Origin of the sequence: Geoalkalibacter subterraneus, assembly GCF_000827125.1 — a bacterium.
Classification (GTDB): Bacteria; Desulfobacterota; Desulfuromonadia; order Desulfuromonadales; family Geoalkalibacteraceae; genus Geoalkalibacter_A; species Geoalkalibacter_A subterraneus.
Window position 1 is genome coordinate 1,616,075 of sequence record NZ_CP010311.1, and the last position, 13,192, is coordinate 1,629,266.

The 13,192-nt window shown below is 58.0% G+C and carries 11 protein-coding genes; 6 read left to right on the plus strand and 5 right to left on the minus strand.

Annotated features, from left to right (window positions below; genetic code table 11):
- Nucleotides 1-58: 58 nt before the first annotated feature.
- The 6 genes from GSUB_RS07410 (at nt 59) to GSUB_RS20060 (ending at nt 7,865) form a co-directional block, all read left to right on the plus strand.
- Nucleotides 59-1,510: a DUF3375 domain-containing protein gene (locus tag GSUB_RS07410; protein WP_040200013.1), complete on the plus strand. Its 1,452-nt coding sequence runs from the start codon at nt 59-61 to the stop codon at nt 1,508-1,510.
- Nucleotides 1,507-2,175, plus strand: a complete 669-nt coding sequence (locus tag GSUB_RS07415) for a DUF4194 domain-containing protein (protein WP_052464728.1) — start codon at nt 1,507-1,509, stop codon at nt 2,173-2,175. The genes GSUB_RS07410 and GSUB_RS07415 overlap by 4 nt, the downstream gene beginning before the upstream one ends.
- Nucleotides 2,168-5,533 carry an ATP-binding protein gene (locus GSUB_RS07420; protein WP_040200015.1) on the plus strand — a complete coding sequence of 1,122 codons (3,366 nt, stop codon included), beginning with the start codon at nt 2,168-2,170 and terminating at the stop codon, nt 5,531-5,533. Before GSUB_RS07415 ends, GSUB_RS07420 begins: the two co-directional genes overlap by 8 nt.
- Nucleotides 5,530-6,705, plus strand: a complete 1,176-nt coding sequence (locus GSUB_RS07425; RefSeq protein WP_040200016.1) for a Wadjet anti-phage system protein JetD domain-containing protein — start codon at nt 5,530-5,532, stop codon at nt 6,703-6,705. The genes GSUB_RS07420 and GSUB_RS07425 overlap by 4 nt, the downstream gene beginning before the upstream one ends.
- Before the next feature lie 157 nt (nt 6,706-6,862).
- Nucleotides 6,863-7,753: an NAD(P)/FAD-dependent oxidoreductase gene (locus GSUB_RS19380; RefSeq protein WP_158414056.1), complete on the plus strand. Its 891-nt coding sequence runs from the start codon at nt 6,863-6,865 to the stop codon at nt 7,751-7,753.
- Nucleotides 7,650-7,865: a HEAT repeat domain-containing protein gene (locus GSUB_RS20060; RefSeq protein WP_158414057.1), complete on the plus strand. Its 216-nt coding sequence runs from the start codon at nt 7,650-7,652 to the stop codon at nt 7,863-7,865. Before GSUB_RS19380 ends, GSUB_RS20060 begins: the two co-directional genes overlap by 104 nt.
- On the opposite strand, the gene GSUB_RS07435 is transcribed toward GSUB_RS20060, so the two are convergent.
- The 5 genes from GSUB_RS07435 to GSUB_RS07455 form a co-directional block, all read right to left on the minus strand.
- A complete protein-coding gene (locus GSUB_RS07435) occupies nt 7,829-8,533 on the minus strand; it encodes a potassium channel family protein (RefSeq protein WP_040200018.1) in 705 nt (234 codons plus the stop codon). The two genes, GSUB_RS20060 and GSUB_RS07435, sit on opposite strands and share 37 nt — an antisense overlap.
- Nucleotides 8,530-9,990: a TrkH family potassium uptake protein gene (locus tag GSUB_RS07440; protein WP_052464733.1), complete on the minus strand. Its 1,461-nt coding sequence runs from the start codon at nt 9,988-9,990 to the stop codon at nt 8,530-8,532. Before GSUB_RS07440 ends, GSUB_RS07435 begins: the two co-directional genes overlap by 4 nt.
- A gap of 445 nt (nt 9,991-10,435) precedes the next feature.
- Nucleotides 10,436-10,624, minus strand: a complete 189-nt coding sequence (locus GSUB_RS07445; RefSeq protein WP_040200020.1) for a hypothetical protein — start codon at nt 10,622-10,624, stop codon at nt 10,436-10,438.
- 15 nt (nt 10,625-10,639) lie between these two features.
- Nucleotides 10,640-12,802: a ferrous iron transport protein B gene (gene feoB / locus GSUB_RS07450; protein ID WP_040200022.1), complete on the minus strand. Its 2,163-nt coding sequence runs from the start codon at nt 12,800-12,802 to the stop codon at nt 10,640-10,642.
- Complete coding sequence (locus tag GSUB_RS07455) at nt 12,799-13,041, minus strand: FeoA family protein (protein ID WP_040200024.1); 243 nt, start codon at nt 13,039-13,041, stop codon at nt 12,799-12,801. The genes feoB and GSUB_RS07455 overlap by 4 nt, the downstream gene beginning before the upstream one ends.
- Nucleotides 13,042-13,192 lie beyond the last annotated feature (151 nt).

Below are 13,192 nucleotides of genomic sequence, written 5' to 3' on the forward strand. Positions count from 1 at the left end.
GAATGATCGTACCTGAAGGGTGCTCAGCAAGAAACTTTTCGCAGCAAAGACTCACTTCATGTCTCTCGATTACACCACTCTTGACCTTCTGCGCAAAAACCATCCCGCCTGGCGACTGCTGCGTTCAGATCATGCCCCTCTGGTGGCGAGCTTTCTGCACCGGGTTTTTATCGCGCCCAACGTGCGCACCATGGCGCAGGCCGATCTGGCCGAAGCGCTTGAGGACGAGCTTTTCGCTCTGCGCGACCGGTATGGAGAAGAGGCGTTTCCGCGTTCGGCCGCCGCCTATCTCAACGACTGGGCAGATAACGAGAAGGGCTGGCTGCGTAAATTCTATCCTGCCGGCTCAGATGAACCTCATTTCGACCTGACTCCGGCGACGGAAAAAGCCATCGCCTGGCTGGAGAGCCTGACCGAGCGCGCTTTCGTGGGGACCGAGTCGCGGCTGCTGACCCTGTTTGAGCTGCTGCGGCAGATGAGTGAAGGCAGCCAGACCGATCCCGAAACGCGCATCGCGGAGTTGCACAAGCGCCGGAACGAAATCGACGCCGAAATTGCCCGCATCCTCGATGGCGATATCCCGCTGTTGGATGCAACCGCCTTGAAGGATCGCTTTCAGCAGTTTCTGCAGCTCGCCCGCGAACTGCTCACCGACTTTCGAGAGGTGGAGCACAATTTCCGCACTCTCGATCGGCGGGTGCGCGAGCGCATCGCCCTGTGGGAGGGCGCCAAAGGTACGCTGCTCGAAGAGATCATGGGCGAGCGCGATGCCATCGCCGATTCCGACCAGGGCAAAAGCTTTCGTGCCTTCTGGGATTTTCTCATGTCCCAGCGTCGCCAGGAAGAGTTGAGTCATCTGCTCGAACAGGTTCTCGAACTTGAGCCCATTGCCGAGATGCACCCTGATGCGCGCCTGCGGCGGGTGCATTACGACTGGCTGGAAGCCGGCGAACATACTCAGCGTACCGTTGCGCGCCTGTCACAGCAGCTGCGGCGTTTTCTCGACGACCAAGCCTGGCTGGAGAATCGCCGCATCATGGATATCCTGCACGACATTGAGGGGCGCGCCTTGGCGGTGAGAGAGACTCCACCCCCTCGCGATTTCATGGAGCTGGCGGAGAGCGCTCCACGCGTTGATCTGCCTTTTGAACGCCCCCTTTACAGCCCGCCGGTCAAACCGGTGATTGCCGATGTGGAGCTGGAAAGCGGTGAAACGGACATTGATACGGCGGCCCTTTATGCTCAGGTTGTGGTGGATCGCGCCGAGCTGCTGCGCAACCTGCGCCAGGCTCTGCAGGAGCGCTCCCAGGTTACTCTCGGCGAGGTCGTTGCCCGCCATCCCCTGCGCCATGGCCTGGCGGAGCTGCTGACCTATCTGCATCTGGCCGGCGACTGGCCCGAAGCTGTGGTTGACGAGGAGCAGCAGGATCTGATCGAATGGCGCACCGAAGAGGGAACGGTCCGTCGCGCCCGTCTGCCGCGCATAGTCTTTTTGAGGAAGAACGGATGAACCAAACTCACCCCGAACCGATCCCCGCAGGAGAAAACGACGGCGACCTCTCTCAAGTCGTTATCCCGCTGCTTAAGGGCGTCATTTACCAGGATGAAAATACGCCCCTGTGGAATGGCCTCCTCAATCTGCAGGCTCGGGTGCGCGACTATGTCGCCGTCCTGGGGCTTGAACTCATGCTTGACGAGGCTGAAGGTTACGCCTTTCTGCGCTCGCGGCCCGATGATGACGAGGAGCAGGGGAGCAAGCTGCCGCGTCTTGTTGCGCGCCGCCGTCTTTCTTTTCCCGTCAGCCTGCTGCTGGCGCTGCTGCGCAAGAAGCTGGCGGAATCCGATGCCGGGGGCGGCGAAACCCGCCTGATTCTGTCCCGCGACGAAGTGGTCGACCTGATCCGGGTTTTTCTCCCTGCAGGCAGTAACGAAACCCGGCTGATCGATCAGGTGGACACCCATCTCAACAAGATCGCCGAACTCGGTTTTGTGCGCCGTCTGCGTGGGCAGGAGAAGATGTTCGAGGTGCGACGCATCATCAAGGCGTTTGTCGATGCCCAGTGGCTGGCCGAATTCGACCGGCGGCTGGCTGAATATCAACAGGAACTGACTGGGCAACTGGAACTGACCGGGCAACAGGAACGGGCTGGGGAGAACGAGGGTGACGATGAGTGAAACCCTGGAGCTTGAATTCATTGGCGACGACAAACTGGCCGGATTCCGACTGCAGCGCCTGGAGGTCCTGAACTGGGGGACCTTCGACTCCAAGGTGTGGACGCTGAACCTCGATGGCAGGAATTCGCTGCTGACGGGCGATATCGGTTCGGGGAAATCGACCCTGGTGGATGCCGTCACCACTCTGCTGGTGCCGAGTCAGCGCATCTCCTACAACAAGGCCGCCGGGGCCGATGCCCGAGAGCGCTCCCTGCGCTCCTATGTGCTGGGCTACTACAAGTCGGAGCGTCAGGATACCCTCGGCAGCGTTAAGCCGGTGGCCCTGCGTAACCACAACAGTTTTTCGGTCATTCTGGGCGTATTCCACAACGCCGGTTACAACAAAACGGTGACCCTGGCCCAGGTGTTCTGGATGAAGGATGTTCAGGGGCAGCCGGCCCGTTTTTATGTCGCCTGTGAGCGCGATCTTTCCATCTCTGCCGATTTTTCCCGCTTCGGGACCGATATCGCGCAGCTGCGCAAACGTCTGCGGGGCGACAAAGCGGAGTTGTTTGACAGCTTCCCCCCTTACGGAGCCTGGTTCCGGCGGCGTTTCGGCATCGACAACGAGCAGGCTCTTGATCTGTTCCTGCAGACCGTTTCCCTTAAATCGGTGGGCAATCTCACGGATTTCGTCCGCAATCATATGCTTGAGCCCTTCGATGTGGCGCCGCGCATCAGCGCGTTGATCGGCCATTTCGACGACCTCAACCGGGCCCACGAAGCTGTTCTTAAAGCCAAGCGCCAGGTGGAGATGCTCGAGCCCCTGGTGGCGGACTGCGAACGGCACGGCGAGATGGTGCAGTCCCGGGACAACCTGCGCGCCTGCCGGGAGGGGCTGCGCCCCTGGTTTGCCGGCCTCAAGATGGCACTGCTGGACAAACGCCTCGAATCCCTGGATGAAGAGCTTCAGCGTCACCAGACTCGCATTGCCCGTCTGGAAGTACAGCGTCACGAGCAGCAGGTGCGGGAACGTGAGTTGCGCCGTACCATTGCCGAGCAGGGTGGCGATCGCATTGAGACCCTTGCCGAAGAAATCCGCCGCAAACAGGGTGAGTTGCAACGCTGTCGGCATAAAGCCGAACGCTATGCTGAATTGATGCAGGGACTGGAACTGGTCCCGGCCGACAACGAAGAGGATTTTCTGGTTCGTCGTCGCCAGTGTGCCGACCTGCGTGAGCAGACCCTGGAGAATGAAGCACGGATTCAGAATGACCTCAATGAAGCTGGAGTCTCCTTCGCCCAGCTGCGCAGCGAGCACGAAAAGCTGCAGGAGGAGATCCGCGGTCTGAAGGCGCGCCGCAGCAACATTGACGAAAAGCAGGTCGCGGTGCGTCGCGCCCTGTGCCGGGCCCTTGATCTTGCCGAAGACGATATGCCTTTTGCCGGCGAGTTGCTGCAGGTCCGTGAAGATGAGCGTGACTGGGAGGGAGCCGTCGAGCGCCTGCTGCGTAATTTTGGACTGTCTCTGCTGGTGCCCGACCAGCACTATGCGCGCGTGGCCGAATGGGTCGATGCGACCCACCTGCGTGGGCGGCTGGTTTACTTTCGGGTACGCGAAAGGGCGCCTGCGGAGCTGCCGTCCCTGCATCCCCATTCTCTCGCCCGCAAGATTCTGGTCAAGCCTGATTCAGCCTTTTACGACTGGCTCGAGCGCGAGGTGGCCCATCGCTTCGATCTGGCCTGCTGCAACGACCAGGAGCAGTTCCGGCGCGAGACAAAAGCCATCACCCGCGCCGGCCAGATCAAGGCACCGGGGGAGCGCCACGAAAAAGACGACCGGCACCGGATCGACGACCGCAGCCGCTATGTGCTGGGCTGGAGCAACGCCGCCAAAATTGCCGCCCTGGAAGAAAAAGCCCGTCTTCTGGAAATGGAACTGACAGAAACGGGCGGACATATCTCCTCTCTGCAGAAGGAGCAGAATGTTCTCAAAGAACGCCTCGGGCTGTTATCCAAGCTCGATGAATATCCTGATTTTGGCGAGCTGGACTGGCGTCCTCTGGCGCTCGAGATCTCCCGCCTGGAAGATGAAAAAGCCGACCTTGAAGCTGCCTCTGACGTTCTGAAAACCCTCGCCGACCAGCTGCAGGAGGTGGAAAAGGCGCTGGCTGAAACGGATCAGCACCTCAAGGATCGCTACGACAAACGCTCCAGGACCGAACAAAAGCGCAGCGATGCCCAGGAACTGCGACGCCAGGCCGAAGCCGTGCATCAGGATGCGACTCCGGATCAGAATGCGCAGTTCGATCACCTTGCCGTATTGCGCGATGAGGCGCTGGGCGATCAGCAGCTCACGGTGGAATCCTGCGACAACCGCGAGCGCGATATGCGCGATTGGCTGCAGGCGCGCATCGATGCCGAAGACAAGAAGCTGGGACGCCTGCGGGATAAAATCATCGACGCCATGCGCCAGTTTCAGACCGATTATCCCCTGGAAACCCAGGAGGTGGATGTGGCAGTGGAAGCCGCCGGCGACTATCGCGCCATGCTCGATCAGTTGCAGGCCGATGATCTGCCCCGTTTCGAGGCGCGTTTCAAGGAGCTGCTCAACGAAAATACCATCCGCGAGGTGGCCAATTTTCAATCGCAGCTCTCCCGGGAGCGTGAAACCATCAAGGAGCGCATCGCCCGTATCAACGAATCGCTGATTCAGATCGATTACAACCCCGGTCGCTATATCGTGCTGGAGACCCAGGCCGCTCCCGATGTGGATATCCGCGATTTTCAGGCCGAATTGCGCGCCTGTACGGAAGGGGCGCTGACCGGCTCCAACGACGCCCAGTATTCCGAGAACAAATTTCTGCAGGTGCGGCGCATCATCGAGCGCTTCCGCGGACGTGAGGGGCAGACCGAGCAGGATCGGCGCTGGACCGCCAAGGTCACCGACGTGCGCAACTGGTTCGTGTTTGCCGCCAGCGAGCGCTGGCGCGAAGACGACAACGAGTATGAACATTACGCCGATTCAGGGGGCAAGTCGGGCGGGCAGAAGGAAAAGCTCGCCTACACTGTGCTGGCGGCAAGCCTTGCTTACCAGTTCGGCCTCGAATGGGGTGCGGTGCGCTCGCGCTCTTTCCGCTTCGTGGTGATTGATGAGGCCTTCGGGCGCGGTTCCGATGAGTCGGCTCAGTACGGACTCAAACTTTTCGCTCAGCTCAACCTGCAGCTGCTCATCGTCACGCCGTTGCAGAAGATCCACATCATCGAGCCCTTCGTCGCCGGCGTCGGTTTTGTGCATAACGAAAACGGCCGCACCTCCGTGCTGCGCAATCTGAGTATCGAAGAATACCGGGCCGAGAAGCAGAGGCAGCAGGCATGAGCTGGACGACCCCCGCCGATGTGCGTGCCCAGGTGAGAAGGCTCTGGGACCGCGGCCTGCTGCCGGCGCAGCTGGTGGGCGGAGAGGAGCTTTTCCCGCGGCGAATCACTCTCAAGGGGCCCGGGTCCAAAGAGCTGGCGGAACGTTTTGACGAAGTGCGCAACTGGATTGCGCGCCTTGACGGCGAGGCGAAGCATTATCGGCTGGTATGGCGTAACGTCAATCACCGCATTCTTGGTGCCAATGCCGTCCCGGCGGAAATCTGGGTAGATTCCCTGGACGACGCTCTGAGCCTGACTGGAAGACAGAAGGACGCGCAGCGTCTTGCGGCCATCGTGGAAGAAACCCGGAAATCTCTGCCGCAGCTGATCCCCTGGCTGATCAAGCGACCGCTGCGGGCGCTGGAACTGGCCGATGACTGGACCCGCCTGCTGGCGGTTGCCCATTGGCTGCGGGAGCATCCCCGCCCTGGGATTTATCTGCGCCAGATCGATCTTGCGGGTGTCCACACCAAGCTGATCGAAAGACATCGCGGCGTTTTGTCCGAATTGCTCGATCTGGTTCTGCCCGCAGACGCCATTGATCCTTCTCACAGCGGTGTCGCGGGGTTCTGTCGCCGCTACGGCTTTCGGGATAAACCTCTACGGGTGCGTTTTCGTGTGCTTGATTCCAGCCTCCGTCTCCTTCCGGGCCAGGAGGAGCAGGACATCACCCTGACACAGCGGTCATTCTCGTCTCTTGAGTTGCCGGTCTCGAAAGTTTTTATCACCGAAAACGAGATCAACTTCCTGGCTTTTACGGAGGTTCCCGAGGCGCTGGTGATTTTCGGCGCCGGATACGGTTTCGAAAACCTCGCCTCCGCCCCCTGGCTGAATGAGAAAGAGATCCACTATTGGGGCGATATCGATACCCACGGCTTTGCTATTCTTAATCAGTTGCGCAGGTTTTTCCCCCACGCTCGATCCTTCCTCATGGACCGCCGGACCTTTCTGGGCCATCGACGGCTCTGGGGGCAGGAGATGAAGCCTGAAACGGCAAACCTCGATAAGTTAAACAAAGAAGAAGCCGCCCTCTACGATCAGTTGCGCGACAATCATTGGGGAGAGCGGATTCGGCTGGAACAGGAGAGGGTCGGGTTCGATTATCTGTGTGGTGCCCTGGACTGTCTGTGAGCCCTGCTTCCCCTCGGTTTGGCATGATGATATTCTGAAAAAAGGGACATGCTTCTTTCCCTTTGCGAAAATCGGCCTGTCACCTTTCAGGATTAAACTCCTTCATTTTCCCCCGGGACTCAAAACGGTCGAAGATGCCCTGAAAATCCGCAACAGGGTGCTGCTCGCCTACGAAGAAGCTGAATGGGAAACCGATTATGAAGCGCGTCGTGCCAAGCTGACCTTTGTGGTGGTGGGAGGTGGCCCCACGGGGGTTGAGCTGGCCGGGGCTCTCAAGGAAATTGCCGCCCATGCGATCCCGCGCGATTTCAGGTTTATCGATACTACAACCGCCCGGGTGATTCTCATTGAGGCGGGAAGCCGGCTGCTCCCCGCAATGCCGGAAGAATCGTCACAGTCTGCCCGGAAGCAACTCGAGCGCATGGGGGTTGAGGTGCGCCTGAACTGCCCCGTCACGGATTTCCGCGAGGGTGAAGTCGAGCTTGGAGAAGAGGTTTTGCCTGCTGCAAATATTATCTGGGCGGCCGGTGTGCGCGGGGCGCCCCTCGCACAGACGCTGGGAGTTCCTCTTGATAAGGCTGGGAGGGTCCCCGTCAACCCGGATTTGTCCCTCCCGGGGCATCCGGAAGTCTTCGTCGCTGGGGACCTGGCGCATGCTGTTGATTCTTTGACTCAAAAAACTGTTCCAGGTGTCGCTCCGGCTGCGATCCAGATGGGGCAGCATGTGGCAAAAAACATCCGGTCGGAAATTGAAGCCGGCGAGGGGAAGTCCAAACGGGAACCTTTTCAGTATCGGGATAAGGGAACGATGGCAACGATTGGACGCTGTCGTGCCGTGGCCTCGGTTAAAGGGGCGAAGGCATACATCAGGTATGTCGAGGTCCTGAAAAAGCGCCGTAACGCCGTAGGACGGACTTTTTGCGACGCCATCACTTTTGGTTCGATTGGTCGAGGATCAGACCTGGCGTATTCGTGCCCGTGCTACTCATGCCCTAACCGCCTTCGCTCCGCAGTCTTTACCCGCTTTGCGCGATCTGCTCAGACATGAAAACGAAAATGTCCGAGCATCGGCTGTACAGGCGTTGAGGGTGTTGGAGCAGGAAGAGGATCTCGTAGAAGCGCTTTACTCTTTTCCGCTGGATTGCTCCTGCGTGTCGTGATTGTGATTGCTTGCGGTCTGTGATGGCGAGAACTTCTCCTTTAGTTTGTCGAGCACTTCGCTGTGGCAGATCAGGACAAGTTCGTCTCCTTCCTGCAATTTAATGTCTTTCTCGGTCAGAAAAAAATCACCATCGCGGTAGAAGAAGATTGCCCGGGCCTGATCGGGTAGTTCAAGGTCGTCGATGGTTTGATGGGTGTGTTCCTGATCGATCGTGAAGGTGTAAAAGCGTGCCTCCCCCTTCATGACCGTGGAGAGTTCCAGAATGTCTACTCCGGCTACCATGTCTGCCAGATAGCGACTGATGGTGCGAGAAGGGATGATGATGTCTTCGAGCCCCAATTCCAGGCAGATATTTTCGAACTCCCATTCATGGATGTTGAGGACGACGCGTTTGAATCCAAGGGTCCTTCCCACCAGAGCGGCGATGATATTGTTCTGGTCGTTGTCCGTCAGGCAGAAAAGAATGTCTGTATGCTTTGGGTCGGCTTCGCGCAGAATCTGCGGATGACTGCCGTCGCCATGCAGGAAACTGCAATCGAGGTTTTCCGAGAGTTCTTCGATCTTGTTCTTGTCGGAATCGATAATAATGATCTCGTTGCCGCGATCCATCAGCAGACGGGCAGTCGTTATGGTCAGCTCGCTGGCGCCCACAAACACAATCCTCATGATTCCTCCACACGGTTGCCAAACCAGGTTCTTGGATAGAGTATGACCAGCCAGGCCAGGATTTCAAGCCGGCCCATCAGCATGTTTACACACAACACGGCCTTAAGCACGACCGGCAGGTCCGGACCGACCACCCCGCAGGAGAGCCCTACGGTGCCGGTGGCTGAAACCACGTCGAAAAGCGCATCCAGTGGATCGTAGCCCAACATCAGGAAGGGGAGCCAGGAGAAGGCGATAACCGTAAAAAAAAGCAGGAACAAAAGGAGAGCCTGGCGGATCTGATCATCCGCAAGCCGGTGTCCTCCCAGGCGTTGATCAAGCACCGCGTGGGGGGGCAGGCAGGTTTTTACCAAGGTCAGCTGCACCAGCCGCAGCAGGATGATGAAGCGCAGTATTTTGATCCCTCCAGCAGTGGACCCTATGCCGCCGCCGACAGCCATGGACAGGATCGTGATCAGTTTGGAAACAGGATCAAGCTCTCCAAGGTTGAAGGTGGCGAAGCCGGCTGTCGTCTGAGCTGAGAGGGCAAGCAGCGGTCCGTGGAACAGCGCCTGGTCCCAGGGTTGCTGCATGTAGAAATACAGACAGGCACTCAATGCCAGACTCACGAACAGAGAAAGCAGGAGCAGCCCACGCAACTGCAGATCCTGGAAGAAAGCCCTCCACCTCTCGCGTCTTCCGTACAAAGCCAGCGGCAGAGCGCAGGCGAGACAGGTCAGAATGGTCAACCAGGGGATTATGCCGCCGGAAAAATGGCCGAGGCTGGCGTCGTGAGGAGCGAACCCGCCCGTCGACACAGCAGCCAGGGTGTAGACAACGGCGTTGAACAATCCGCTGCCGGCCAACAGCAGTGCAGTGATGCCGATGCTGGTCAGGATCACATAGATGATGACCACCCGCCGCGCGTAAGCTTTGGTGCCTCCCACCAGATCATCGGTCACCTCTTCGGTGACGGCCAGGCTCTTGGCCGTAATTCCCGGGCGCATCAGCAGGGCCAGCGACAGGACGACCACTCCCAACCCGCCGTACCACTGCATCCAGGACCGCGCAAACAGAAAAACCGGTGATTTGTCTTCCACCGTTGTCAGGGTGCTGAGGCCGGTTGTGGTGGCGGCTGAAATCGCTTCGAACAAAGCGTCGTCAAAGCTTAATCCTGCGCCCATCATCGGATAGGTCATCAGCAGCGGAGTGATTAGAAAAGTCAACGCGGCCAGAACCATCGCTTCATTGGGCTGGACTCTGCTGCCGGCGCGGATCCGCGCCAGCAGCATCCCAATAACGGCCATCGCAGCGGCAACGACCGCGTAGCGCAAAGCCAGGCCGAACTCAGCGTAGCCGAGGGCAACGGCAAGCGGCACCAGTGTCAGAACAGCAACAACAAGACTGAGCTGGCCGAAATACTTGCCGATCACCCGCAGGCGAACAGCGTAACTGATCTCGATCGATTGTCTCCCCATCAGATTTCCCACCTGGGTTGCTTTCTCTATGTCTGAGAAAACTAAAACTTTGAAATCAGAACAAATTTGGCAAATTGTAACCGGAAACTCTGGTACGCACTCAGTTTACCAAGCAATGTTCTTTCCACAAAGTATGTCACGTTGTGTATGTTAAACTTTTCCGACGAAGGCCAAAGAAATAGATGGTTGTCTGGCGATACCGGGAAGGATTTTTGTCGAAAGGATCAGTATGGCGGAGCCTGAAAGCGAACTTCAGGAGGCTGAAAGATTATGTTCGGAGGTGTCAATATCCTGCGCGAGGGATTGGCGGCAAAAAGATCCAAATAATCAAGGAGAAAATATGTCTAAGAAGATGGTGTTTATTTTGCTGATTCTCGCTGTTGTCATTGGAGGCTTTATCGCCTATACCCAGCTCATGATGCTGCGGGGCGGCTGATCCAGAGGTTCAATGCTTGCAGCAGCCACACCCTTCGCATCCCGAATGGGCCGGTCCTGTTTTTTTGCTCTGGCTGGTCGGATCGCTGGAACAGCCGCAATCCCCGCCGGCCCGGGTTGCCCCGAACCGGCGGTAGAGATAGAAAACGGCTCCTGCGATGATCGCGACGGTGATGGATATATCCCAAAAGCTTGACATGGTTTGCTCCTTTGGTCAGCTCAGCAGGCTGCCGACCTGGAAAATCAGCACGGCGAAGATAAAGCCCAGGGCCGTGTTGAAGGTCATTGCGAAGAGGGCCCAGCGCCAGGATGACTCTTTAGCCATGGTGACCACGGTCACGAAGCAGGGCGCGTAGAGCAGCACGAAGACGATCAGGGCCAATGCCGTGTACTTGTTCCACGTAGGATCGGCCGCCAGACGGGAGGAAAGGGAGGTGGATTCCTCCGGATCCAGTTCGCCCAGCGAATAGGCGGTGCCGAAGGTGGAGACGATGACCTCTTTGGCGGCAAAACCGCCGACCAGGGCGATGTTGGTGCGCCAGTCGAAACCGGCCCACTGGCTGACGGGCTCGAAGAAGGTTCCGATGCGTCCTGCCACGGAGTGACGGATCGCCGCCTGCCCCTCGGCATTGTTGATCTCGGCCAGTCTGGTTTCACGTTGTTCTTCGCTGAGTGTGGCCGCCGCGACGCTCTGCCGCTGAGCTTCAAACTGTAGGACCTCCTCAGCCGGCGGCCCGGGAAAGGTCATCGCGGCCCACAGGATGATGGAAACAGCCAGGATGACGGTGCCCGCTTTTTTAACGTACTGCCAGGCGCGCTCCCAGGCGTGGATCACGACTCCGCGCAGGGTCGGCATGCGGTAGGGGGGCAGTTCCATGACAAAAGGAGTCGGCTCCCCTTTGATGATCGTCGAACGCACCAGCTTTGAAACCAGCAGGGCCATGATCCAGGCGAAAAGAGTGATGGAAAACATCACCTGGGCCTTGTGCTCGGAGAAGAAGGCTGCAACCAGCAGCAGAAAGACCGGCAGCTTCGCTCCGCAAGGCATAAAGGGCGCGGTCAGCAGGGTGGCAAGTTTCTCCTTGGGGCTGCGCAGGGTCCGTGTGGCCATGACGCCCGGCACCGCACAACCGCCTGCGATGCCGCCGGAGATGATAAAAGGCATGGCGGAGCAGCCGTGCAGGCCGAAGACCCGCAGGACCCGGTCGAGCATGTAGGCAACGCGGGCCATGTAGCCGGAATCCTCAAGAAACGAGATCATCACGAACATAATGGCGATCAGCGGAACGAATCCCATCACACCGCCCACCCCTTCGATGATGCCTGAAACGACAAGCGACTGAACGAGCCCTTCCGGAATAAGGACCGTGCCCATTTCTGCCATCCATCCGAACAGGCCTTCCAGCCATCCCATGGGGATTTCCCCTACGGTAAATGTGATGAAGAACATCGCATAGAGAATGCCGACCATGATGAGAGGGCCGAGGACGCGGTTGGTCAGGATCATATCCAGCTTCGCGCTGATGTCGATGCGTTCTTCCTGAGTTTTTTCGCGCGTAATGATCTCTTGTTTAAGAATCGAATTGATAAAGCCGTACCGGTAGTCGGCGATAATGGCCTCGGGAACGGTATTCAGGGTCTTGAGACAATGTTCGCGGGTCTCAGCGACGATTTTTTCAAGCTCATCATGCAACTCTCCAAGCAGGCGCCCCGCTCCCAGGACATCCTCATCCGCCTCCATGTACTTCAGGGCTACCCAGCGCGCCGGGTAACGGTTGGTCATGAAGCAACCGGCCTCGATTTTCTCACTCATGGTTTTGAGCGCCGGATCGATGTCAGGACCGTAGGAGATATACAGCGGTTCCCATTTCCCGGCGCGCTCACGACCATGCGCCAGTGCTTTTTCAGTCAACTCCTGCTTGCCCAGTCCGGTGCGGGCCGCGGTCGCCACAACCGGGCAGCCAAGCAGCTTGCTCAAACGGGCTGTGTCGATACGCAAACCCTGCTTGTTCGCATCATCGATCATGTTGAGCGCCAGGACCACCGGCACCCCAAGTTCAAACAACTGAACGGCCAGGTAGAGATGGCGCTCGAGCTTTGTGGCATCGACAATGTCGACGACCACCTGGGGCCGCTCATCGACCAGGACCTTGCGCGCCACCAGCTCCTCTTCAGAGTAGGCCGACAGGGAATAGCATCCGGGCAGATCAATGATGTTGACTTTCAGGTCGTTGAAATTGAACTGCCCTTCTTTGCGCTCAACGGTAATGCCGGGATAGTTCCCGACGCGTTGACGCGCCCCCGTCAAAGCATTGAACAGAGTTGTTTTTCCCGAGTTGGGGTTGCCGGCAAAAGCGATTGTCGCGGCATAGCTCATGATGCATTCTCCATTTTCTCGATCATAATAACGTCGGCTTCGTTGTTGCGCAGAGTCAGGATGAAATCGCGCAGCTTCAAAGCAACGGGGTCTTTCAGCGGCGCCCGTCCGACCACTTGTACAATGGTGCCGGGTGTCAGTCCCATATCCCGCAGTCGGCGGCTGATCTCTCCACCGGCCGCAATCGAAGTGATCTTTGCTTTTTCATTGATGTTCAGCCGTCTCAACGACTCAGGCATGATAGGTCTCCTTTTTATAGTAAATACGATGCTTGAATCTGAAAACGATTTTCATTTTACAGAGATTGTTTTGTGAGTCAAGAAAGAAATGAAAGTCGTTTTCAGAAATGTTTTTTGGATTTAATGCAGACGTTCTTGACAGACGTTCTTG

What these genes read in the sequence shown, in the direction of transcription:
- GSUB_RS07435 (WP_040200018.1), bottom strand. Translation starts at nt 8,533, where the DNA reads ATGAGGATTGTGTTTGTGGGCGCCAGCGAGCTGACCATAACGACTGCC.
- feoB (WP_040200022.1), bottom strand. Translation starts at nt 12,802, where the DNA reads ATGAGCTATGCCGCGACAATCGCTTTTGCCGGCAACCCCAACTCGGGA.
- GSUB_RS07410 (WP_040200013.1), top strand. Translation starts at nt 59, where the DNA reads ATGTCTCTCGATTACACCACTCTTGACCTTCTGCGCAAAAACCATCCC.
- GSUB_RS07440 (WP_052464733.1), bottom strand. Translation starts at nt 9,990, where the DNA reads ATGGGGAGACAATCGATCGAGATCAGTTACGCTGTTCGCCTGCGGGTG.
- GSUB_RS07455 (WP_040200024.1), bottom strand. Translation starts at nt 13,041, where the DNA reads ATGCCTGAGTCGTTGAGACGGCTGAACATCAATGAAAAAGCAAAGATC.
- GSUB_RS07420 (WP_040200015.1), top strand. Translation starts at nt 2,168, where the DNA reads ATGAGTGAAACCCTGGAGCTTGAATTCATTGGCGACGACAAACTGGCC.
- GSUB_RS07415 (WP_052464728.1), top strand. Translation starts at nt 1,507, where the DNA reads ATGAACCAAACTCACCCCGAACCGATCCCCGCAGGAGAAAACGACGGC.
- GSUB_RS07425 (WP_040200016.1), top strand. Translation starts at nt 5,530, where the DNA reads ATGAGCTGGACGACCCCCGCCGATGTGCGTGCCCAGGTGAGAAGGCTC.
- GSUB_RS07445 (WP_040200020.1), bottom strand. Translation starts at nt 10,624, where the DNA reads ATGTCAAGCTTTTGGGATATATCCATCACCGTCGCGATCATCGCAGGA.